The 23,880-nt window shown below is 67.5% G+C and carries 14 protein-coding genes; 6 read left to right on the top strand and 8 right to left on the bottom strand.

Annotated features, from left to right (window positions below; translation table 11 throughout):
• Nucleotides 1-141 precede the first annotated feature (141 nt).
• A complete protein-coding gene (locus VD964_RS20960; RefSeq protein ID WP_063634395.1) occupies nt 142-711 on the top strand; it encodes a peptidylprolyl isomerase in 570 nt (189 codons plus the stop codon).
• A 105-nt stretch (nt 712-816) separates the two neighbouring features.
• Here VD964_RS20960 and VD964_RS20955 read toward each other — a convergent pair whose 3' ends face one another.
• Nucleotides 817-3,486: a serine/threonine-protein kinase gene (locus VD964_RS20955; RefSeq protein ID WP_324870433.1), complete on the bottom strand. Its 2,670-nt coding sequence runs from the start codon at nt 3,484-3,486 to the stop codon at nt 817-819.
• 269 nt (nt 3,487-3,755) lie between these two features.
• Here VD964_RS20955 and VD964_RS20950 point away from each other — a divergent pair, with 269 nt between their 5' ends.
• Complete coding sequence (locus VD964_RS20950; RefSeq protein ID WP_324870432.1) at nt 3,756-4,652, top strand: aldose 1-epimerase; 897 nt, start codon at nt 3,756-3,758, stop codon at nt 4,650-4,652.
• On the opposite strand, the gene VD964_RS20945 is transcribed toward VD964_RS20950, so the two are convergent.
• On the bottom strand, nt 4,649-5,500 hold the full coding sequence (locus tag VD964_RS20945) for a lysozyme inhibitor LprI family protein (RefSeq protein WP_324870431.1): 852 nt from the start codon (nt 5,498-5,500) through the stop codon (nt 4,649-4,651). The two genes, VD964_RS20950 and VD964_RS20945, sit on opposite strands and share 4 nt — an antisense overlap.
• A 34-nt stretch (nt 5,501-5,534) precedes the next feature.
• A complete protein-coding gene (locus VD964_RS20940; protein ID WP_324870430.1) occupies nt 5,535-6,422 on the bottom strand; it encodes a hypothetical protein in 888 nt (295 codons plus the stop codon).
• A gap of 291 nt (nt 6,423-6,713) precedes the next feature.
• On the opposite strand from VD964_RS20940, the gene VD964_RS20935 reads away from it, so the two are divergent.
• The 4 genes from VD964_RS20935 to VD964_RS20920 all read left to right on the top strand — a co-directional run bounded on the left by VD964_RS20935 (nt 6,714) and on the right by VD964_RS20920 (nt 16,066).
• Nucleotides 6,714-10,067 (top strand): transglutaminase family protein, encoded by a 3,354-nt coding sequence (locus VD964_RS20935; RefSeq protein ID WP_324870429.1) that lies wholly within the window; start codon nt 6,714-6,716, stop codon nt 10,065-10,067.
• Nucleotides 10,068-10,251: 184 nt separating this feature from the next.
• Entirely contained in the window at nt 10,252-12,300 is a 2,049-nt protein-coding gene (locus VD964_RS20930) for a di-heme-cytochrome C peroxidase (protein ID WP_324870428.1), read from the top strand.
• A gap of 279 nt (nt 12,301-12,579) precedes the next feature.
• Entirely contained in the window at nt 12,580-15,135 is a 2,556-nt protein-coding gene (locus VD964_RS20925; protein WP_324870427.1) for a circularly permuted type 2 ATP-grasp protein, read from the top strand.
• Nucleotides 15,136-15,139: 4 nt separating this feature from the next.
• Nucleotides 15,140-16,066 carry a transglutaminase family protein gene (locus VD964_RS20920; protein ID WP_324870426.1) on the top strand — a complete coding sequence of 309 codons (927 nt, stop codon included), beginning with the start codon at nt 15,140-15,142 and terminating at the stop codon, nt 16,064-16,066.
• Nucleotides 16,067-16,105: 39 nt separating this feature from the next.
• Here the strand turns inward: VD964_RS20920 and VD964_RS20915 are convergent, their stop codons facing one another.
• The 5 genes from VD964_RS20915 to VD964_RS20895 all read right to left on the bottom strand — a co-directional run bounded on the left by VD964_RS20915 (nt 16,106) and on the right by VD964_RS20895 (nt 23,828).
• On the bottom strand, nt 16,106-16,486 hold the full coding sequence (locus tag VD964_RS20915; RefSeq protein WP_149223555.1) for a response regulator: 381 nt from the start codon (nt 16,484-16,486) through the stop codon (nt 16,106-16,108).
• The gene (locus tag VD964_RS20910) at nt 16,479-18,050 is read right to left on the bottom strand and encodes an ATP-binding protein (protein ID WP_324870425.1); all 1,572 of its coding nucleotides are present in this window, start codon (nt 18,048-18,050) and stop codon (nt 16,479-16,481) included. The genes VD964_RS20915 and VD964_RS20910 overlap by 8 nt, the downstream gene beginning before the upstream one ends.
• A 209-nt stretch (nt 18,051-18,259) precedes the next feature.
• Nucleotides 18,260-19,867, bottom strand: a complete 1,608-nt coding sequence (locus VD964_RS20905) for a peptide chain release factor 3 (protein ID WP_324870424.1) — start codon at nt 19,865-19,867, stop codon at nt 18,260-18,262.
• A gap of 143 nt (nt 19,868-20,010) precedes the next feature.
• Nucleotides 20,011-21,051, bottom strand: coding sequence for an aspartate-semialdehyde dehydrogenase (locus VD964_RS20900; protein ID WP_324870423.1), 1,041 nt, complete (start codon nt 21,049-21,051; stop codon nt 20,011-20,013).
• A 278-nt stretch (nt 21,052-21,329) separates the two neighbouring features.
• Entirely contained in the window at nt 21,330-23,828 is a 2,499-nt protein-coding gene (locus VD964_RS20895; protein ID WP_324870422.1) for a glycogen/starch/alpha-glucan phosphorylase, read from the bottom strand.
• Between the last annotated feature and the right edge of the window lie 52 nt (nt 23,829-23,880).

The following is a 23,880-nucleotide window of genomic DNA, read 5'->3' as shown; positions in this document are numbered from 1 at the left end:
CTTGGCACGATGAACACCCGGACAAGCGTCCGTCATCCGTGACTTTTGGCGGATCGCCACCCCCCGCCAGCGCGGCTTTGCATTCCCCCGCTTTTCCCCTATGGTCCGGGGCGCGGATTTCGGCTCATCGGAGTGTTTCGCATGAAGCGGTGGACCCGCGCGTTGCTGGCGGCCTTGTTCGCCACAATCTTCACTGTCTCGTTCTTTACAGTCTCGCAAGGGGAGGCGAAGGCCTTGGATCCGGAAAACACCATTTACCTTGACCTCAAGGACGGTCGCGTGGTGATCGAACTGCGGCCCGACCTGGCGCCGAACCACGTCGCCCGCATCAAGGAACTGACCCGCCAGGGCTTCTACGACGGCGTCGTCTTCCACCGCGTCATCGACGGCTTCATGGCCCAGACCGGCGACCCGACCGGCACCGGCATGGGCGGCTCCGGCAAGAAGCTGAAGGCCGAGTTCTCCAGCGCCCCGCACATCCGCGGCACCCTGTCGATGGCCCGCGCCCAGGATCCGGACAGCGCCGACAGCCAGTTCTTCATCTGCTTCGCGCCCTCCAACTTCCTGGATCGCCAGTACACGGTCTGGGGCCGCGTGGTCGAGGGCATGGAGTTCGTGGACATGATCAAGAAGGGCAGCCAGTCCCGCAACGGTCAGGTCACCGACCCGGACAAGATCATCAAGATGCAGGTCGCTGCCGACGCCAAGTAACGGCATCGCTCCAGCGGACCAGGAAAGGGGGACCGGTGCGCCGGTCCCCTTTTTCATGCCCAGTTCACGCCACTGCCAGTCACGTTACTGTCAGTCACGTCACCGTCAGCCGCCAATCAATGCCGCGGTCATCGCGCGCAGCAGATCCTTCATCGACTGCGGCCGGTCCTGCCAGCGCATTGCCAGCCCGGCCATCAGCACCTTTTCGAATCCCGGCGGCAGCGCCACCCCCAGTTCGGACGGCCTAGGCACCTTGTCGTTCATGAAGCGGGCGGTGGCGTCCGGCGGGGTGCGGCCGGTCAGCGCCAGATAGATCGTGGCGCACAGCGCATACACGTCCGACCAGGCGCCCTGACGCCCTTCGTTCGAATATTGCTCCGGCGGGGCATAGCCCGGCTTCAGGATGACCGTCATCCCGGCCCCCGGGCGGGCCGTCTGCCGGGCGGCGCCGAAATCCAGCAACTTGCGGTCGCCGCCGTTGGTCAGGAAGATGTTGTCCGGGCTGACGTCTCGGTGGATCAGCCCTTGCTCGTGAATGGCCTGCAGCGCCTTGGCGATGGGCGTCACCATCGACAGCGTCCGCCTCACGTCGATCCGGCCGCCGCAATCGGCCAGATACTTCTTCATGGTGCGGCCTTCCAGCAGTTCCATCACCAGATAGGCGGTGCCGTTCTCCTCGAAGAAGTCCTGGACGCCGACGATCTCGCGCACATCGCGCAGGCGGGCCAGCGTCCTCGCCTCCTCCAGGAATTTGGTGAGGCCGGCGGCGAAGGTCTCCGCATGCTCGTCGGAGAAGGGGGAGACGGCGGCGCCGTTGGGAAGCCGCGCGATCAGGTTGGCCGGGTAATACTCCTTGATCGCCACCTTCACCCGCAGCCGGTCGTCCCAGCCCAGATAGGTGGCGCCGAACCCGCCCTGCCCCAGCACCCGCCCGGCGCGGTAACGGCCATGCAGAAGCGTGCCGGGCGCCAGATGCACCCCCGGCCGGTTGTCCGACTTCGCCGGGAATCCGCAGCCGGTGCAGGGAGCGCTCGGTCCGCGGGCCGATCCGCGGGCCGAGTAGCAGCTCGGGCACAGCTCTTCCGTGGCCGTCACCGGGGTCGTGGCAGCCGGCGCGCCGACCAGAACCGTATCCGCCGGCGCCCGGCCTGCGGCAGGCATGGCGGCAATGGCGGCGGCGGGATTGCAGACGGTATCGGCGCTGCGCGGACCCGGCTGATGCGGACCCGGCACCGGCATCGCCACCGGCGGCGGAGCGGGCGCGGTGGCCATCTGGCGCAGACGGTCGAGCAGATGCAGCAGCCGGCGCACCTCGGCCTGGGCGACGTCGCTGTCGGGTTGGGCGATCTCGGCCTGGAACTGCGGCTGGCGGACGATCTCCAGGATGTGCTGCCGCACCAGCGGCAGGGCGCCGTCCTCGCGGATCAGTCCGGAACAGGCGACCTCCGCCAGCCGGATGGTGCGGCGGCGCAGCACCGGCTCCACCTGCTTCAGCCGGGCGGCAAGCTGTCCGGTCTTCACATACTCGTCGACGGAGCGTTCGGCACGGGCGGCGATCCGCTCGCACGCATCGGCCGGCAGCGGGGCGGAGCGGACGGCCGCCAGCGCGCGGGCGAAGTCGCGCTCCAGCAGCGCCGTGTCCGGCGTCTGCACCAGCATGTTCTCGATCAGCAGCTCATTGCCGACCGCGGCGTCCAGCGAGGCGAGGATTTCGTCCGCATGGCGCTCCCCGGCGGGAGTGGCGGCGACGCGGGTGAGATAGTGGATTCGGCAGATCAGATCCGGCTGCCCTTCGCTGAGGCCGATGATGGAGCGGCGATAGGCGCTCGCCCCGCCCTGCTCCAGCCGGCGCGAATAGCGCACGGTCAGCGCATCGGCCATCGCCGCCCCGCCGATCAGCCCGTCCCGGGTCAGCAGATGCGCGGTCAGCGTCTTCAGCAGTTCCGCCTCCTGGTCGAAGGCGCCGCGGCCCAGCGGCTGGGGCGCCTTCAACTGCCGGCGGATGCGATCCAGCACGGCGGCCTTCGCCATCGGCAGCTTGCCCTGCCGGAACAGGGCGTTCAGCACGCCGATGCGATTCGGCCCCATGGCCTCCATGCCGATCCGGCCGAACAGCATGTCGCACAGGGTGGACAGCAGGGTTCCGGGCAGCAGGTTGGCACCAAACAGTTCCGCTCCCGCGGCGGCGGAGGCCAGAATATCGCCGATCACCCCGTCGACTGCGGCGGCCAGCCGTTCGTCCCGGTCCCACTGGTGCAGTTCCAGCAGCCGGTCCAGCTTGCCGCCCCAACTCTTGATCTCGACGAGTTCCAGGGCGACCGCCACCCGCAGGTCGTACTCGGCGTCGCCGGTGGGCGTCGCGGTTCCCTGGGACAGCAGCCAGTCCACCGGCCGGCGCCCGCGCGGCATGGCGGCAAAAGCGGCCTGGGCGGTACGCGCCCTGGCCCAGCTTTCATCCACCGCACTGCGGATGGCCTGACGGCGCCTCAGCTGCTCCTGTCCCGGCGCACGGGCCTGCACGGCGGCGACCCTGGTGATGGCGGACTCCACCAGTGCCCCCTGGTCCAGGCAGGATTTCAGCGGCTTGGCGAGATGGATCAGTTCGGTGGTCGTCAGGCACAGCGGGTCCAGGTACGGACGCAGCACGACGCCGATCACCATCCGCGCCGGCAGCGCATGGTAATCCGCCAGGGCGCCGCACAGTTCCGCCTCGTCGAGCGAGCCCGTGGCGGCCTGCGGTGGCAGCATCGCGCGGCTGAGCGGTGAACTGGACACTCCCGACCTTTCCTGCAGATGCCCCCCGGAGCCTGAGGACACGAAGCGATCTGCAACAACGGGGTGTTCCCCGCGTTGACATCCGCGGCTGCACGCACCCCGGTTTGCGCCCCATCGTCGCCGGTGGAGGGTAAAGGAGGGGTGTACGATACCCACATTTTTCGTCAAACACATAGAAACTGTGTCAGCGTTGCGCCACCGGCGGCGGCCGTTCCTTTCGGTCTTCGCATGTGCGATAAAAATAGGGACGCTGACGATGGGAGAAGCGCATGATCCGGACCAGCACCATCATCGCGTTGCGGCACGGGGCCATGACGCTCACCGCGACTCCGCACATCGGTGGTTCGTTGGCGAGTTGGAGCCTGTCGACCTCCGATGGTCCGGTCGATCTGTTCCGCCCCGCCCCGGACCGCGCGCTGGCCGGCAGCTTCGCCCCGGATATGGCCTGCTTCCCGCTGGTTCCCTTTTCCAACCGCATCGGCGGCGGCCGTTTCGTCTTCCAGGGGCGGGAGGTCGTGCTCGCCACCGATCCCGGATCGCCGCACCGGATCCACGGCCATGGCTGGTCTACCCCCTGGACCGTGGAGGCCGCGGCCGACGATGCGCTCCGCATGGGCTTCAGCCACCACGCCGACGACTGGCCATGGAGCTACCGCGCGACGCAGACCGTGGCGCTCGACGGCGAGGGGCTGACCGTCACCCTCGACCTGATCAACGAGTCCGGCAGCGACATGCCGGCCGGGCTGGGGCTGCATCCCTATTTCGCCAAGTCGCCAGGCAGCATCGTCACCGCCGATGTCCGGGCCGTCTGGGACAATGACGACACCATCCTGCCGTCCCGCCGCCGCCCCCTGCCGGCCGCCTGGGACTTTCGCCACGGCGTGGTCATGGACCATGCAGTACTGGACAACGGCTTCACGGGATGGTCGGGCACCGCAACGCTGGACCGTCCGCGGGAACGGCTGCGCCTGACCATGCTCGCCGACGGGCCGGTCGGCCATCTGATCGTCTATGCCCCGCCCGGCGAGCCCTATCTGTGCCTGGAGCCGGTCACCCACATGACCGACGCGCTGAACCGCCCGCAGGAGGCGGATGCCGGCGTCATCGCCCTGCCGGCGGGAGAGCGGCTGTCGATGACGGTGCGTTTCCTCGTGTCACAGACCTAGCGGCAGCGGACGAATTCCGCAGCGAAAGTGGCGGGCGCGCCCATGCGCAGGATCAGCCGGTCGAAGCGCGCCGAGTCGGCGGGCAGCAGACGCAGGGTGGCCAGCGGCGCGGGTGCCGCCTCCGCCGCCCCTTCGGCGGGCTGCAGGGGCTGCACAGACACCTCCTGTACCGGGTCGCCCTCGGCCGGCAGGCGCCCGGTCAGCGGAAACTGGGGCACCCGCGCATCGACGGCGGTCAGGGTCCGGTCGGCGCCGATCTCCAGATAGGACGTGCGGCAATCGTCGATGGCAGTGCGGTCGTTCGGATCGGCCTTGGCCCAGCGCCCGGACAGAGCCGCCAGCGTCGCCTTGCGGTTGATCGGCGGCACCGCCGCCTGCGGCGCCACGAACCGCGGCGCAGCCGCTCCGGTGACGGCAAGAGGCAGATCGGCGACAGGGCGCGACCGCGCCTGACGTTCAGCCTCCAGCGCCGCAGTACGCTGGCGGGTGACGCGCAGCAGGCAGTCGGTGCGGGACTTGGCCGCCTTGGCATCGGCAAGGTCGGCGGCGGTCACCGGACAGGCATCGTTGCGTCGCGCCCGCCAGACGGTCTGACCGGCCTCGATCGCCGCCCGTCCGGTGGCGTCGGTGGTTGCGCCCAGCGCCGCCAGCGCCACCTCCATCGCCTCGCCCGCCGCCACCAATCCGGCGTCGCGGCACAGCAACTGCGCCGACGGCGTCTCCGCCGCATCGCAGGTCGCCGCCGCGGCATCCGGGGCGGGCGTTTCAGCCAGGGCCGGAGCCGCCGCCAGAACCGCGAGCGTGGAGCCGGCGGCCAGAAGACCGCTCACCAGGGACAGCACAGGCATGGCAGGAAACCTTGGGTAATGATGAAGCAGGACGTCACGAAGCAGGGAAGGCTTCCAGCACGGCCTTGACCTGACGCTGGAAATCCTGGTCGGTGCGATAGCGCGTCACGACCGACTTGTCACGCTCCACGAAAAACAGCATGTCGTCGCGGCTGGGCAGCGCGCGCGGGTTCGGCTTCTCCAACAGCTCGCCGTTCCAATCGATCCGCGCCATGAAATAGACAGCGCGGGCGAACAGCATGAACAGCTTGTTGTCCGGCGCCAGCTTCTCCCGTCTCAGCAACGCGAAGTAATAATAGTTCCGGCCATGAAAGTAGTTCGTATGAATCGCCTGCAGCGCGGCGAACCGTTCGTCAGGGTTGTTGACCTTCTTGATCTGCTTTTCCAGCTTGAAGCCTGTGAAGAAATACTCCCGCGCCTCATGCTCGAAGGAAAAGGCGCTACCCTTCATCATGGCCATCTGCTCGCCATACCGCTTCAGCGCGCGGGTCATCAGCAGTTCGATGAAATGCCGTTCCGCCGCCAGGCTGTCGGGGATGTTCGGCAGCATCTCGAACACATGGCGCAGGTGATACGGATGGCGCACGACGACGACCGGGACCGACAGCTTCTTCCGCTTCACCGGCGCACGCTTTTCCGCGACCAGCGTCACGGCGGGCGACAGCGAGGCCATGGTCGCCTGGATGGTGTCGTACAGCTTCCAGCGCAGCCGGGTTTCCGCTGATTGGCTGCCCAGGTTCATCCGGGCGAGGAAGCGCTTCACCCGGCTGCCGAACGTCTCCTTGGGCAGCTTGTGCGTCGGCAGGTTGGGCACGACCAGCGGGTTGCCCAGTATGTCCGCCGGCGGAGGCAGCGGCTTGAAATTGAAGTATTTCCCGGTGACGACGCCCCGTCCGACGCCGCCGTTGCCTGCGTCGCCCATGCCACCTGCCCCACGGTTGCCGCCCAATATCGAAGAAGCCGCCACCGACACCATCCAGACGCGAGACCCCGCCGCAGCGATACCTCATTCGCTCAGGATATAGAGGGTAACGCGAACGGAAGAAAGCCGCAGCGCACGTCATCGGCAACTTCGTGACTTTTTCGCAACTGCGGTAGGATCGGGGCCGGGCCGCCCTGTCGGGCCGGATTTATCGGTGTTACCGTTGCAACGGCGACCCCGGACCAAACCGCGGCGCGAACATCATCGAACAGGCATGAGGCGGGGTTTTCCATGGCGATCCACGTCGCGCTGAATCACAAGACGATCTATCGCTACGACCGGCCGGTGTCCCTTGGGCCGCAGATCATACGCCTGCGCCCGGCGCCCCATTGCCGGACGCCGATCCTCAGTTATTCGCTGAAGGTCACGCCGAAGCAGCATTTCCTGAACTGGCAGCAGGACCCGCAGTCCAACTTCCAGGCCCGCTTCGTGTTCCCGGAAAAGACGCGCGAGTTCATCGTCGAGGTCGATCTGGTCGCCGAAATCGCCGCGATCAATCCGTTCGATTTCTTCCTGGAGGAGAAGGCGAGCCACATTCCCTTCACCTACGAAGACTGGCTGCAGCGCGAGCTTCGGCCCTATCTGGAGACGGAGGAGCCGGGACCGGAACTGGCCGCCTACCTCAAGAACATCCCGCGGGACAAGACGCCGACCATCAATTTCCTGGTCGCGGTGAACCAGCAGCTTCAGCAGGACATCGGCTATGTCATCCGGATGGAGCCGGGCATCCAGACCTGCGCGGAGACGCTGACCAAGCGCACCGGGTCCTGCCGCGATTCGGCCTGGCTGCTGGTGCAGATCCTGCGTAACCTCGGCCTCGCCGCCCGGTTCGTCTCCGGCTACCTGATCCAGCTGACCGCCGACCAGAAGGCGCTGGACGGTCCGTCCGGTCCGGAAAGCGACTTCACCGACCTGCATGCCTGGACCGAGGTGTTCCTGCCCGGCGCCGGCTGGGTCGGGCTGGACCCCACCTCCGGCCTGCTGGCGGGCGAGGGGCACATCCCGCTGGCCTGCACGCCCGACGCCTCTTCCGCCGCCCCCATCTCGGGCCTCGTCGACGAGGCGGAGGTGGAGTTCGGCCACGAGATGTCGGTCACCCGCATCTACGAGGCGCCGCGCGTCACCAAGCCCTACACCCCGCAGCAATGGGCGTCGATCGAGGCGCTGGGCCACCGGGTGGACGAGGTTCTGAAGGCCGAGGACGTCCGCCTGACCATGGGCGGCGAGCCGACCTTCGTCTCCATCGACGACATGGACGGCGCGGAATGGAACACAACGGCGCTGGGTCCGCAGAAGCGGAAGATGGCAGCCGACCTGATCCACCGGCTGATGGCCCGCTTCGCCCCCGGCGGGCTGCTGCATTTCGGCCAGGGCAAATGGTATCCCGGCGAATCGCTGCCGCGCTGGGCGATGACGCTCTACTGGCGCCGCGACGGCGAGGCGCTGTGGGCCAACAGCGACCTGCTGGCGCGCGAGGACACCGATTACGGCCACACCGCCCAGGATGCCGGCGTATTCCTGATGGCGCTGGCAAAAAGGCTGGGCCTCGACCCGAACCTCGTGCTCGGCGCCTATGAGGACCCCTGGCACTACCTGCGCAAGGAATCGCAGCTTCCGATCAATGTCGATCCGCTGAACAGCAAGCTCGACGACAAGGAGGAGCGCGAGCGGCTGACCCGCGTCTTCACCCGCGGCCTGAACGAGCCGGTGGGCTTCGTCATGCCGATCAACCGCCGCATGACCCAGCAGGGGCCGGTCTGGCTGTCCAGCACATGGCCGTTGCGCCAGGAGAAGCTGCTGCTGATCCCCGGCGACAGCCCGGTCGGCTACCGCCTTCCGCTGGGTTCCCTGCCCTGGGTGTCGAAGTCCGACTATCCCTATGCCTGGGAGACCGATCCCTTCGAGGATCGCGGCCCCCTGCCCCCGCATCCGGTCCAGCGCCGGCAGGAGATCCGCGGTGCCGTCCAGGACTCCGACCGCGGCGTCCACACCGACAAGCGGATCGCCCAGCGCCAGCGCATCATGGCGGAGATCCGCGACGAACTGCCTGAACAGGGCAAGTCGGCCTGGTGGGTGGTGCGCACCGCGCTGAGCTGCGAGGCGCGCAACGGGCGCCTGCACCTGTTCATGCCGCCGATGAGTACGCTGGAAGACTATCTGGCGATGCTGGCGGAGATCGAGGCGACGGCGGTCGAGCTTGAGATGCCGGTGGTCATCGAAGGCTACCAGCCGCCGAAGGACCCGCGCCTGAACTCCATGGCCGTCACCCCCGACCCCGGCGTGATCGAGGTGAACATCCACCCGGCCCACAGTTGGGACGATCTGGTGCGCAACACCATCGCCCTGTACGAGGATGCGCGCCAAAGCCGCCTGGGGGCGGAGAAGTTCATGATCGACGGGCGCCATTGCGGCACCGGCGGCGGCAACCATGTCGTGATGGGCGGCGCCACCGCGGCCGACAGCCCCTTCCTGCGCCGGCCCGACCTGCTGCGCAGCCTGATCACCTACTGGCAGAACCACCCTGCCCTGTCCTATGTCTTCTCCGGCCTCTTCATCGGCCCGACCAGCCAGGCCCCGCGGGTGGACGAGGCGCGCGACGATCAGCTCTATGAGCTGGAGATCGCCTTCAACCAGATCGACCAAGCGACGGCGAGCGGCAATTGCCCGCCCTGGCTGGTCGACCGGGTGCTGCGCAACCTGCTGGTCGACGTGCAGGGCAACACCCACCGGGCCGAGTTCTGCATCGACAAGCTCTATTCGCCGGACAGCTCGACCGGCCGCCTCGGCCTTGTCGAGTTCCGCGCCTTCGAGATGCCGCCGCATGCGGAGATGAGCCTGACCCAGCAGCTTCTGATGCGGGCGCTGGTCGCGCGCTTCTGGAAGCACCCCTACAAGGGCCGGCTGGTGCGCTGGGGCACCGACCTGCACGACCGCTTCATGCTGCCCCACTTCGTCCAGCAGGACATGGCCGACGTGCTGCAGGACCTGCGCGACCACGGCTATCCGCTGGAGGACGGCTGGTTCGCGCCGCACTTCAATTTCCGCTTCCCGGTCTACGGCCATGTCAGCCAGCGCGGCATCACCATGGAGCTGCGCATGGCGCTGGAGCCCTGGCACGTGCTGGGCGAGGAGCCGGGCGGCGGCGGCACGGTGCGCTATGTCGACAGTTCGGTGGAGCGGGTGCAGGTTCGCGTCACCGGCCTGATCGACGCCCGCCACGTCATCACCTGCAACGGCCGGCGCGTGCCGCTGATCCCGACCGGGGTGGAGGGCGAATTCGTCGGCGGCGTACGCTATCGCGCGTGGCAGCCGCCGTCCTGCCTGCACCCGACGATCCCAGTCCACACCCCGCTGATCTTCGACATCCTCGACAGCTGGGCCGGCCGGTCGATCGGTGGCTGCACCTATCACGTCATGCATCCGGGCGGCCGCAACTACGAGACCTTCCCGGTCAACGCCAACGAGGCGGAGGGGCGGCGACTGGCCCGCTTCTTCCCCTTCGGCCACACCCCCGGCCCGATGGACGCCCCGGCGGAGGAGCGGAATCCGCAATTCCCGATGACGCTGGATCTGCGGCGGGGTTAGGTCTCCCACCCCGTCCCATGCAACCGTTCCCCTCCTCCGCGCAGAGAGGGAACGGTTGCATGACCATCGCGACATCAACTTTTCAGCGTCATAACGCGATAGCATTTCGCGCGCATATGTTATCGGTATTACCCTCTTCGGTCGAAGGCCCATGCGCCAAGCCACCGATAAGGGAACAATAGGGATGAAAACTCCCGTTTACGCGACCCTGGCCGCCACCGCGCTGCTGCTCGCCTCCTGCGCCGAGCCGCCCAAGCCGCCCCGCCCCGTGCCCGTCAAGCCGCCGACCGAGGTCAACGGCCTGTGGTACCTGGACCAGGGCTGGTCTCAGGAAGCCCGCCAGTGGTACTACACCACCACCCAGGGTTCGCAGATCATGCGCTATGACTGGTTCATGGCGCTGGAGGATCCGCAGACCAAGCAGCCCTTCGTCAAGAGCATCACCCGCTACGGCTATCCCGCCAACACGTCCGCCGACTGGAACCCCGATCTGCTGCCGGTCGGCTTCGTCAAGGACGTCGATCCCGACAAGACCGAATGGTTCGGCATGACCTGCGCCGCCTGCCACACCGGCGACGTGACGGTGAACGGCAAGACCATGCGCATCGACGGTGCGGTCACCACCGGCGACCTCTACGGCTTCATCAGCGGGCTGAGCAACGCGGTCCATACCACCGTGACCAGCGACGCCGCCTTCCAGCCCTTCGCCACGCGCGTGCTGGGCGCCAACGCCACCGACCAGCAGAAGCTGGCGCTGTACAACGCGCTGAAGGATTTCGACCGGTCGTTCGGCGAATTCGTCGCGGCCAGCACCCCCGATACGCCCTGGGGGCCGATGCGCACCGACGCCTTCGGCATGATCTTCAACCGCGTGTCGGCGATCGACCTGAACCTGCCGAAGAACAACCGCGCGCCCAATGCCCCGGTCAGCTATCCCTACCTGTGGGATGCGCCGCACCAGCCGCGGGTGCAGTGGAACGGTCTGCTGCCGAACGCCACCGCCTTCGATGCGCTGGGCCGCAATGCCGGCGAGGTGCTGGGCGTGTTCGGCAAGGTGACGCTGAAGCCGCCGGCCGACGCCGCCCATTACTATTACAAGTCCACGGTCCGCGGCCGTAATCTGGTCGACATGGAAAACCAGCTGCGCAAGCTGCGCTCGCCCGTGTGGCCGGACAGCCTCGCCGGCAACGTCGACATCGTGAAGGCCGCGGCCGGCGAGTCGATCTACAAGGAAAATTGCGAGAGCTGCCACGCCATCCTGCCGCGCGGCGAGACCTACACCACGGCCCCCATCCAGATGGTGCCGCTGTTCAACTGGGCACAGCCGGACAATGCCAAGGCGGTGATCGCCGCGTTCGGCACCATCTGCACCAAGGGCGTCGATGCCGCCGTCGCCGCCAAGATGATCACCGTCAACTACGCCGCCGATCCGAAGATGGCGGTCGATGCGCTGTGCCGTCAGGTCGACACCGGCGCCATCGCCAACGTCGCCATGCCGCCGCAACTCCTCGGCGGCAAGCCGCTGAAGAATCCGGACCTCGCCGCCAACCTGCTGTCCAACGCGGTGATCGGCGCCATCCTCGGCGATCTGGTGCGCGAACCGGGCCTGCTGCTCGACCTGATGAAGGGCGACGATGCCCCGGCGCCGTGGCTGACCGCCGCCGCTCCCGGCGGCTGGTCGCCGGAATCCCAGGCGAAGGGCGGCACGCTCGACACCACGCCCTTCGTGAAGCCGGGCGCCAAGCAGACGGCCGACCACCAGAAGGTGATCGCCGCCCTGACTGGCCGCGGCCAGACCAAGCCGACCGTCGGCGCCGTCCCGGCCGGCGGCAGCGCGGCGAAGGCGCAGGCGAAGGCCGCCGCTCCGTCGGCAGCCGCCACGTCCGGCAGCGCCACCTCCGACGAGGAAGCTCTGGCCGGCACCATCAAGCAGCTGCTGGCCTACAAGGCCCGCCCGCTGGACGGCGTGTGGGCGACGGCGCCCTACATGCACAACGGATCGGTCCCCAGCCTGTATGAGATGCTGTTGCCGGCGTCGCAGCGGTCGGCGACCTTCCGCATGGGCAGCACCTCCATCGACCCGGTCAAGGTCGGCGTGGATTCCTCGGCGGCAGGCGCCAGCTTCGTCTATGACACGGCGAAGCCCGGCAACCGCAACACCGGCCACGAGTTCGGCGCCGGCCTGACCGACGCGCAGCGCTGGCAGCTGCTGGAATACCTGAAGACGCTCTGACCCCCCGGCGGTCTTCCGCAACATCCGGCAAGCCGGAGCGTCGCTTCACGCGGCGCTCCGGCTTTTCTTTTTCGGAAAGGGGCCGTCCGGTCGACCCGCCCACGGATGGATCGTTGCGAACTCTTTTCCGCTTTCGGATTGGTTCGCCGGCCGCCAGCCTTGCATCGCAGCACGCGGACGTTCAGACTGTTGCTCCGTTCATAGGCAAAAAGCATCAGTCAGACCTTGTCCCAGCCCGATCAGCCTTTCCGCGCGCCGGCGTCCGTGGTCCCGTCGGGAATGCCGCCGGTTCCCTTCACACAGGGGTCGCTGTTCGGCGAGGCTGACGCCATCGGCTATGGCTCCGGCCAGGTCTATGACGAGATGGTGACCGGCCAGGGCCGGCTGCGGCCGCACTGGCAAACGTTTATGAGCACGCTGGGGCCTCTCGACGCCGTACAGATGGCCGAACGGTGGGAAGAGGCGCGGCGGCTGCTGCACCAGAACGGCGTCACCTACAACATCTACGGCGATCCCAACGGGATGGAACGCCCTTGGCCGCTCGACATGATGCCGCTTCTGCTGCCGGCGCATGAATGGAAGGCTGTCGAATCGGGGCTGATCCAGCGCGCCTCGCTGCTGAACGCCATCCTGACCGACCTCTACGGGCCGCAGACCCTGACCCGCTACGGTCGGCTGCCGCCGTCGGTGATCCATGCCGACCCCGGATTCCGCCGCGCCGTCCACGGCATCCGCGTGCCCAACGACGTCCACCTGCATTTCTACGCCGTCGACCTCGCCCGCGCGCCGGACGGGCGCTGGTGGGTGCTGTCCGACCGCACCCAGGCGCCGAGCGGCAGCGGCTATGCGCTGGAAAACCGTGCGGTGATCGCCAAGGTGCTGCCCGACAGCTTCCGCCATTGCCAGGTGGAACGGCTGACCGGCTTCTTCGACACTTTCAAGGAAACGCTGCTGTCGCTCGCCCCCCGGGGCAACGGCGCCCGCGGCCTGCCGCGCGTGGTCCTGCTGACCCCCGGTCCCTACAACGAGACCTATTTCGAACATGTCTATCTCGCCCGTTACCTCGGCCTGACGCTGGTGGAAGGCGCGGATCTGACGGTGCGCGACCGGACCGTGTACCTGAAGACCCTGTCCGGGCTGGAGCAGGTGGACGTGATCCTGCGCCGGCTCGACGCCGACTTCGCCGACCCGCTGGAACTGCGCGCCGACAGTTCGCTGGGCGTGGCCGGACTGATCGAGGCGGTGCGCGCCGGCAATGTGGTGATGGCGAACGCGCTGGGCTCCGGCCTGATGGAATCGATGGCGATTAAGTCGTCGCTGCCGACGCTCTGCCGCCATCTGCTGGGGGAGGAGCTGCGGCTGCCCGGCGTCGCCAGCTGGTGGTGCGGCAACGACGCGGAGCGCGCCTACGTCATCGACCATCTCGACGGGCTGGTGGTCAAGCCAGCCTTCCCCTCGCTGTCCTTCGAGCCGATCTTCGGCGCCCAATTGTCGGCCGCCGAACGGTCGGCCCTGATCGAGCGGATCAAGCGCCGCCCCTGGTATTTCGTGGCGCAGGAACAGATGGCGTTGTCCACCGCCCCGGTCTGGCAGGATGGCCGGCTGCAACCGCGCCCGCTGGTGCTGCGCGTCTTCCTCTGTGCCACCCCCAGCGGCGGCTATGCCGTCATGCCCGGCGGGTTGACTCGCGTGTCCAGCGAATCCGGCCGGCTGGTGGTGTCGATGCAGAGCGGCGGCGGCAGCAAGGACACCTGGATCCTGGCGCCGCGGCGCGCCGACGTCGCCTCCACCCAGCCGCGCCCGGCCCCGGCGACGGAACCGACGGCCAGCGGCGCCCGTCCGTCCGCCAACGACCTGCCCAGCCGCGTCGCCGACGGCCTCTACTGGCTCGGCCGCTATGCGGAACGTGCGGAGGGAGCGCTGCGCCTGCTGCGCGCGACGCAGAGCCGGCTGATCGACAGCAACATGCCCGGCGCCACCCTGCAGCTCCGCCCTCTGCTCGACCTGCTCTGCTCTCTCGGGATGATCCCGGCCGACATGGCGCAGGTGACGGAAAGCGGGGCCAACCGTGGCCTGCGCGAGGCGCTGCACGCGGCGGTGAACGACCCCGACCATCCCAACAGCCTGCGCGCCCAGGTTCTGCGCCTGCACCGCACCGCCTATTCGGTGCGCGACCGCCTGTCGATGGACATGTGGCGGGTGGTGTCGGCCATCGACCGCCAGACCCTGCCGCCGAAGGGACGGATGGACGCGGCATCCCTCCTGCTGCGGCTCGACGACGTGATGATCACGCTGGCCGCCTTCTCCGGCCTGGAACAGGAGAGCATGACCCGCGGCGCCGGCTGGCGCTTCCTCGACATCGGGCGGCGCATCGAACGGTCGTTGCACATGATCGCGCTGATGCGCGGCGTCCATGTCGCCGACCTGGACCGCCTGGACGAGCCGATGCAGGCGGCCACCCTGGCGGTCCTGCTGGAATTGGGCGAGAGCGTGATGACCTACCGCGCCCGCCACCTGACCAGCGTCCAGCGCAGTTCCGTGCTCGACCTGCTGCTGGGGGAGGAGGCTAATCCCCGCGCGCTGGCCTTCCAGCTGGCGGCACTGGACCGGCACTTGCGGGCGCTGCCCAGCCAGGGCGTCGGAACCGGCACCGATCCGACCGGCGGGGCGCTGGCCATCGTCGCCGCCGCGCGCAACGGGCTGGAGCGGACCGACGCACTGGCCTCCGGCGATGCGTTGCGGGCGCTGCTGGACACGCTGGCGATGTCGCTGCCGGACGTGTCGAATTTCCTGGCGCATGCCTATTTCAGCCATGCCTTCGCACGATCGGCCTGACCCGATGAACCCTCCCACTCCGCTTCCCGGCAGCAGCGGTTCCGCCACCCGCTACCGCGTGCGCCACGCCACGTCCTACGACTATGGCGAGGATGTGCCGATCTCCCACCATCTGCTGCACCTGACCGCCCGGCCGCACCCGCGCCAGCGCATCCGGCGCAGTCTGCTGACCATCGATCCGGTCCCGGCGGTGCGGTCGGACCGGGTGGATTACTTCGGGAACACCGTCACCTATGTCGCCGTGCAGGAGCCGCACCGGACCTTCTCGGTCATCGCGGAAAGCGAGGTCGAGGTGTTCGAGCCGCCGGCATTGGCGCCCGACGACTCAGCCCCGTGGGAGCATGTGCGCGACAGCCTGCGTGGCCTGTCCGGCCCGGATGACGGCGCGGAGATCACGCAATACTGCTTCGACAGCGCTCTGGTCGCCTCCAGCCCGGAGCTGCTGGACTATGCGCGGGGCAGCTACACCCCCGGCCGTCCGGCGGTCGCGGCGGCCATCGACCTGATGAACCGCATCAATCGGGAGTTCGCCTTCGACCCCGCCGCGACGACGGTTGCCACGCCGCTGGCGGCGGTGATGCGCAACCGCCGCGGCGTCTGTCAGGATTTCGCCCATATCGCCGTCGGCTGTGTCCGTGCCATGGGCCTGCCGGCCCGCTATGTGTCGGGATATCTGCGCACCCTGCCCCCGCCGGGCCGGCCGCGGCTGGTGGGTGCGGACGTCAGCCATGCCTGGGCATCGGTCTGGTGCGGGGCCGCCGCCGGCTGGCTGGACATCTGCCCGACCAACGCCTGCGTCGCCAACCGCGACTTCATCACCATCGCCTGGGGCCGCGATTACGACGATGTCAGCCCGGCCCGCGGCGTTCTGGTCGGCGGCGCAGGCCACGGCCTGACCGTCAGCGTCGACGTCGAACCGCTGGAAGACTGAGCCGCGCCGCCAGTCGCCGCCTATTGCCGCCGTCCTGCCTCAAGCCTCCAGCGGCAGGCCGAGCATGCGGTGCAGCGTTTCGCAGATGATGCGCGGGTTGACCGGCTTGCTGAGAATCTCCAGCGGCTTCCAGCGCTCATGCTTCAGGTCGCTGTCCTCCGTCAGATAGCCGGTCATCACCACCACCGGCAATGCAGCATCCCGATCGCGGATTTCGCGGATCAGGGTCTGGCCGTCCATGCGCGGCATGCGCAGGTCGGTCACCAGCGCATGGACCTGTTCACGGCCGTAGCGTTCCAGCGCCTCCGCTCCATTGGCGGCGACGGTTACGCGGAAGCCCTTGAGCGACAGGAAGTCCTCCAGCGCCATCGCCGCGAGGACTTCGTCCTCCGCGATCAGGATGTGCAACGGATCAGGCATGCGACAGCTCCCTGTCGGAGGAGGATACCGGCTGGCTGGGCAAGGTTATGATAAACCGGACACCACGGCGCCCTCCCTCCAGATCGACGTTGCGGACATCGATGCGGCCGCCCATGCCGTCGATGATGCCGTAGCCGATCGACAGGCCGAGTCCAGACCCCTTGCCGACCTCCTTGGTCGTGAAGAAGGGGTCGAAGATCTGGGGCAGAACCGAAGGGTCGATGCCGCTGCCGTCGTCGGTCACCTGTATGGCGACGTTTTGACCATCGGGGTCGTCGCTGACCGCCACCATGATGCGTCCCGCCTCCCGGCCCGTTGCACGAAGCGCGATGATAGCATCGCGCGCGTTCGAGAAAAGGTTGAGAATCACCTGCTCCAGTTCAAGTGGGCGCCCGGTCACCGGCAGTTGCGCCGACGTGGCACTCTCTATGATCTCGATGTCCTCCAACGCATACTGGTGGCGCACCATCTCCACCGCGGTCTGGACGCAATGGGCGGGGGTGAAGGCCCGCATGCCGCCGCCGTCCCGACGGCCGAAGGTGCGGACATGGTCGATCAGCTTGGCCATGCGGTCGGTCTGCTCGATCACCAGGGTCAGCGACCGTTCGGCCCGCTGGGGCTCCAGCAGATTGTCGCGCAGGCGTGTCAGCATGTTCTCCGTCCACAGACGGATGACGTTCAGCGGCTGGCTCATCTCATGCGCCATGCCCGCGGCCAGCGTGCCCAAGGTCGCCAGCTTGGAGGTCTGGACCACCTCCGCCTGCAGGCGCTTGCGCTCGGTCACGTCGCGGCCGCTGCCCAGGATTTGGACGACACGGCCGGCGGCGTCCTTCACCGGAACCAGCATGGTGTGGAAGACGCGCTGACCGACCGGCAGGTCCAGGGTCTCTTCGTAATCGATGCTCTCGCCGCCGTCCCGGCAGGCCACGTAGCGGGAGATGACCGAATCCGCGGCCTCCGGCGCCAGCGCGTCGCGAACGCGGCGGTCGCGCAGCCGCTCCGGATCCAGGCCCGTGGCCCGTGCCAGCGCCGGGTTGATCGCTTCAAAGGCGAAGTCGCCGTCGGGCAGGACCTGGACGATGAACAATGCCTCGGCCAGATTGTTGAAAAAGCTGGAGTATCGCATTTCCATCTGGCGACGGATGGCAATCTCCTGCTCCAGGGCCCGGTTGGTCGCCTCCAGCTGCTTGGGGCTCGGCAGAGCCAGAAGGCGCGGCATCAGCCACCACAGCGCCGCCGCGGTCCCCAGCGACGCCAGGGCGGTGACCGCCTTGACCAGCCCCTCCAGCACGTAATCGGGGCTCCACAGGGTCCATACCATCAGGAAATGGGTGCTCCCGCAGGCGATGATGAACAGGGCAAACAGAAGCGCCATCCACCCGAATTCGACGTCGCGGCGGCGCATGACGAAATAGGTCAGCGCCACCGGGATGGAGAAATAGGACAGGCCGATCAGCATATCCGAAGCGACATGCAGCGCGAGAATGTCGGGCCGCCACAGCAGGCAGACGCCATGCGGAACAAAGCCGCTGGTGTCCAGAAGTTCGTCTAATCCCAACGCCATGACCGCCTCATTTCCGACCCTGTCCGTCCGACGGAGGCCATTGATTACGTGTCGAAACTGTTAAGCGCACTTGCACACGTTCCGACACCGGACCGACGCCGTCAAGCGGTCCGTCCAGCTGGGAAGTCCGGTACGTATTTCAGTGGGTAAAAAGGGAGCCCGCCCCAGGGTTCAGCCAGGGGCGGGCGACAGGAAGAGCGTGCTGTCCGTCAGGCTGCGGTATGGACCTTGCGGTTCTGTTCGCGCGTCTTCAGGAACCGCAGCGCCGGGAAATCCTCCTGCGCGCGGTTCAGGTGCCAGGCGTTGCGGGCCAGGAACACCAGGGCGCCGTCATGATCCTCCGCCAGCGCCGAGCGGTTCAGCTCGATGAACTTCTCCAACTGGGCCTTGTCGTCGGTCTCGACCCAGCGGGCGGCGTCCAGTCCGGCTCCCTCGAAGCGGGCGGCGATGCCGTATTCCGCCTCGATGCGCGAGGCCAGCACCTCGAACTGCAGCTGGCCGACCACGCCGACCACCCAGTCGGCACCGGTTAGCGGCTTGAACACCTGGGAGGCGCCCTCTTCGGCGAAATGCTCAAGCGCCTTGCGCAGGTGCTTCACCCGCATCGGATCGTCCGGGCGGACGCGCTGCAGCAGTTCCGGCGCGAAGCTTGGCACGCCGGTGAAGCGCAGATCCTCGCCTTCCGTCAGCGTATCGCCGATGCGAAGGCTGCCGTGGTTGGGGATGCCCATGATGTCGCCCGGCCACGCCTCTTCCGCCACCTCGCGGTCGCGGGCCAGGAACAGCACGGCGTTGTTCACCGCCATCAGCTTGCCGGAGCGGATGTGCTTCAGCTTGGCGCCACGCTTGTAGCGGCCGGAGCAGAGGCGGACGAAGGCGATGCGGTCGCGGTGGTTCGGGTCCATGTTGGCCTGGACCTTGAACACGAAGCCGGTGACCTTCTCCTCGTCCGGCTGGACGGTGCGCGGATCGGCCGGCTGCGGACGCGGCGGCGGGGCGTTGTCCGCCAGACCGGACAGCAGTTCACGCACGCCGAAATTGTTGATGGCGGAGCCGAAATAGATCGGCGTCAGATGGCCGGCGCGATAGGCCTCCAGGTCGAAGGCCGGCATCAGGCCGCGCGCCATCTCCACCTCCTCGCGGAGCTTGGCGACGGCGTGGGCGGGCAGCAGCTCGTCCAGACGGGGATCGTCCAAGCCGTTGCACTCGATGCCCTCGTCGATCTCGTCGCCCTTGCTGCGGTCCATCAGGATCAGCCGGTCGCGGATCAGGTCGTAGCAGCCGAGGAAGTCGCGGCCCATGCCGATCGGCCAGCTGGCCGGCGTGACCTCCAGCGCCAGGGCGCTCTCGATCTCCGAGATCAGGTCGAAGGGATCGCGCGCCTCGCGGTCCATCTTGTTGCAGAAGGTCATGATCGGCACGTCGCGCAGACGGCAGACCTCGAACAGCTTCAGCGTCTGCGCCTCGATGCCCTTGGCGCCGTCGATCACCATCACCGCGCTGTCAACCGCGGTCAGCGTGCGGTAGGTGTCCTCCGAAAAGTCCTCGTGGCCCGGCGTGTCGAGCAGGTTGAAGGTGCGCCCGTCGAAGTCGAAGGTCATGACGGAGGCGGTCACCGAGATGCCGCGCTCGCGCTCCACCTTCATCCAGTCCGACTTGGCGCGCCGTTGCTCGCCGCGCGCCTTGACGGCGCCGGCCATCTGGATGGCGCCGCCGAACAGCAGCAGCTTTTCCGTGAGCGTGGTCTTACCGGCGTCGGGGTGCGCGATGATGGCGAAGGTCCGACGGCGGGAGACGGCGTCCTGAAGTTCGGACATGCGCGGGTCCCGTGACAAGAGAAGGTGATCGTGAGAACGGCGAAAGGGCCGACAGGCGAAACACGCCCATCGGCCCCCGTCGCATTACATAGCAGTGCCGGCCCTTGGATTCCAGATCCTTGGGTCCCGCCTTGCCCTGGACCTCAGAGAGCCAGCTCTGCGATCTGCACCGCGTTCAGGGCGGCGCCCTTCAGCAGCTGGTCGCCGCAGACGAACAGGTCGAGGCCATGGTCGCCGAACACGAGGTTGCTGCGGATGCGGCCGACCTCGACGTCGTACTGGCCGGTGGCGTTCAGCGGCATCGGATAGGCGCCGGCGGCCGGATCATCCACCACCTTCACACCGGCGGCATCGGCCAGGACGGCGCGGGCGGCGTCCGGCGTGACCGGCTGGATCGTCTCCAGCGTGATGGCTTCGGAGTGGGCGCGGTAGGTCGGGATGCGGACGGCGGTGCAGCTGACCAGCAGGTCCGGGACCTCCATGATCTTCCGCGTCTCCCACGTCACCTTCATCTCCTCCTTCGTGTAGCCGTTCTCTTGGAAGGCATCGATCTGGGGAATCAGGTTGAAGGGGATCGGGTGGCGGAACACGCTGTTGGTGACCGGCTTGCCCTCCAGCTGGTTGCGCGTCTGCTCCTCCAGCTCGGCCATGCCCTCGGCACCGGCGCCGCTGGTGGCCTGATAGGTGGAGACGATGGCGCGCTTGATGCCGAAGGCCTTGTGCAGCGGACCCAGCGCCACGACGGCGATGGCAGTCGTGCAGTTCGGGTTGGCGATCAGGCGGGAGCCGGCGGCGTACGCCTCGCGGAAGACGTGGGCGTTGATTTCCGGAACGATCAGCGGGATGTCGGCGTCGTAGCGGAAGGCGGAGCTGTTGTCGATCACCAGCGCGCCGGCCGAAGCCAGATCCTTGGCATGCGCCTTGGCGAAGTCGCCTGAAACGGCCAGCAGGACGACGTCATAGCCCTTCACCACCGCAGCGTCGAAGGCCTTCAGGGTCAGGGCGCCGTAGGGGGTCTCCTGCACCTTGCCGGCGGAACGCTCGGAAGCGAACAGGCCGAGTTCGGCGACCGGGAAGTTGCGGTCGTGCAGGACCTTGACCATCTCGCGGCCGACGGCGCCGGTGGCGCCGACCACGGCGACGCGGAGGGACTTGGAGGAAGCGGAGGCGTTGTTGCTGCTCATGTCGGGGTTCCGTCCTGTCTATCGCACTGTTGATCGGACCGGCCTATCGGTCGTTCGGACAGCGGACCCCGGATACGACGAGGCCCCGTCCGTTGTCCGGCGGGGCCTGCCTCGTGGAAGAAACGCTGGTCGATCCGATCAGCACGCACCACGACGCTGCCCGCCGAAGCGAGTCGCTTTTTTGGTCGTAGTGGTGGTGATGGCCGTGCGGTTCATGGCGCCTTCTTATCCGAATGCGCAGGCGTTGTAAAGCGCCTGCGCATTCGCCCAATTGAAGATTACCGGAAACCCTCGCCGTCATGGTTGGGGTGCACCGGGTGTACGTCCCAGATCTCCCCGGCGTACTCGTTGACCGTACGGTCGGACGAGAACCAGCCCATGTTGGCGGTGTTCAGGATGGCCTTGCGGGTCCATTCCTCCGGGTCGCGGTACAGCTGCATCGCAGCGTCCTGGGCCCGGCAATAGTCGGCGAAGTCGGCCGTCACCAGGAAATGGTCGCCGCCGTCGGTCAGTGCCTGGACGATCGGGTGGTAGCGGTTGCGGTCGTCCGGCGAGAAGGCGCCGGTGGAGATCATGTCAAGCGCCCGCTTCAGGCTGGGGTTCGACGCGATCACCTCGCGCGGGTTGAAGCCGCCGCTGGCGCGCAGGTCGTTCACCTCGTCCGCGGTCATGCCGAAGATGAAGATGTTGTCCGGCCCGACATGCTCGCGGATCTCGACGTTGGCGCCGTCCAGCGTGCCGATGGTGAGCGCGCCGTTAAGCGCCAGCTTCATGTTGCCGGTGCCCGATGCCTCCATGCCGGCGGTGGAGATCTGCTCCGACAGGTCGGCGGCCGGGATGATGATCTCAGCCGCGGTGACGTTGTAGTTCGGCAGCAGAACCACCTTCAGGTTGTCGTGCACCGACGGGTCGTGGTTCACCACCTTGGCGACGTCGTTGATCAGTTTGATGATCAGCTTGGCCATGTGGTAGGACGGCGCCGCCTTGCCGGCGAACACCTTGGTCACCGGGACCCAGCTGACCGTCGGGTTGTCGCGCATCTCGTTGTAGAGCGCGATGGTGTGCAGCACGTTCAGAAGCTGGCGTTTGTACTCGTGCATGCGCTTGACCTGCACGTCGAAGATGCTGTCGACCAGCACCTCCTCGCCGGTCTGGCGGGCGATGTAGGCGGCGAGGCGCTTCTTGTTCTTGCGCTTGGCCCGGCGGAACTCCTCGCGGAACACCACGTCGTCGGCCTTCTCGCGCAGAGCCGAGATCTGCGACAGGTCGGAGATCCAGCCCTCGCCGATGCGGGTGGTGATCAGCTCCGACAGGGCCGGGTTGGCCTGCTTCAGCCAGCGGCGCGGGGTGATGCCGTTGGTCTTGTTGTTGATGCGATCCGGGAATTCCTCGTGGAAGTCGGCGAACACCGTCTGCTTCATCAGCTCGGTGTGCAGGGCCGACACGCCGTTGACCTTGTGCGAGCCGAGGAAGGCCAGGTTGCCCATGCGCACGCGGCGCTCGCCGCGCTCGTCGATCAGCGACAAGCGCGACAGCTTGGCGTTGTCGCCGTCCGCCCGCGCCTTGGTGCGGTTCAGGAACTTGGCGTTGATCTCGTAGATGATCTGCATGTGGCGCGGCAGCACCCGCTCGATCATCCGGACCGGCCAGGCTTCCAGCGCCTCGGGCAGCAGGGTGTGGTTGGTGTAGGCGAAGGTGGCGCGCGTGATCTCCCACGCGTCGTCCCAGCGCAGGGCATGCTGATCGACCAACAGGCGCATCAGTTCGGCGATGCCGATCGCCGGATGGGTATCGTTCAGCTGGATCGCCGCCTTGTTGGGCAGGTTCTCGAAGCTGGAATGATGCTGCAGATAGCGGCGCAGGATGTCCTGCAGCGAGGCGGAGGTGAAGAAATACTCCTGCTTCAGGCGCAGTTCCTTGCCGGTCTCCGTCGCGTCGTTGGGGTAGAGGACGCGGCTGAGATTCTCCGACAGGATCTTCTGCTCGACGGCCTTCATATAGGCGCCGTCGTTGAAGTGGCCGAAGTTGAAGTCGCGGGTGGCGCGGGCCGACCACAGGCGCAGCGTGTTGATCGTCTCGCCACCGAAGCCGACGACCGGCGTGTCATAGGCCATCGCCAGCACGCGGTCGGCGTCGACCCAGCGATAGGCGCGCTCGCCGACGCTGTCGCGGAACTCCTCGACGCGGCCATAGAACTGGACCGGGTACAGCACCTCCGGACGGGCGAATTCCCACGGATTGCCGAACTGCAGCCACTGTTCCGGATACTCGACCTGCCAGCCGTTCTCGAATCGCTGCTCGAACAGGCCGAATTCGTAGCGGATGCCGTAGCCGTAGCCGGGCAGCGCCTGCGAGGCCATGCTGTCCAGGAAGCAGGCGGCCAGACGGCCGAGGCCGCCGTTGCCCAGCGCCGCGTCCGGCTCCGCATCGACCACGTCCTCCATCGACAGGCCGAGGCGGTCGAGGGCCTGACGGCATTCGTCCATGATGCCCAGGTTCGACAGGCTGTTGGTCAGCAGGCGCCCGATCAGGAACTCCAGGGACAGGTAATAAACGCGCTTGGCGTCTTCCTGGTAGTAGCTGCGCGTCGTGTCCATCCAGCGGTCGACGACGCGGTCGCGCACGGCCAGCGCCACGGTGTGGAACCAGTCGCGGCGGGTGGCGGCGCGGGCATCCTTGCCGACCGAATAGACAAGCCATTCCAGGAACGACCGTTTCAGGCCGTCGACATCCAGGCTGCGGCGTTCGATGTCGCGAGATTTAAACCGAGCGTCCATGTCCTGACTTTCTGCTTGAAAGGCCAATAGGAGCGGGCGGCTGGAAGGACAG

Source organism: Azospirillum sp. (assembly GCF_035628975.1).
Classification (GTDB): Bacteria; Pseudomonadota; Alphaproteobacteria; order Azospirillales; family Azospirillaceae; genus Azospirillum.
The sequence above is the reverse complement of the archived record's forward strand: the minus strand, read 5'-3'. Positions and strand labels throughout refer to the sequence as shown.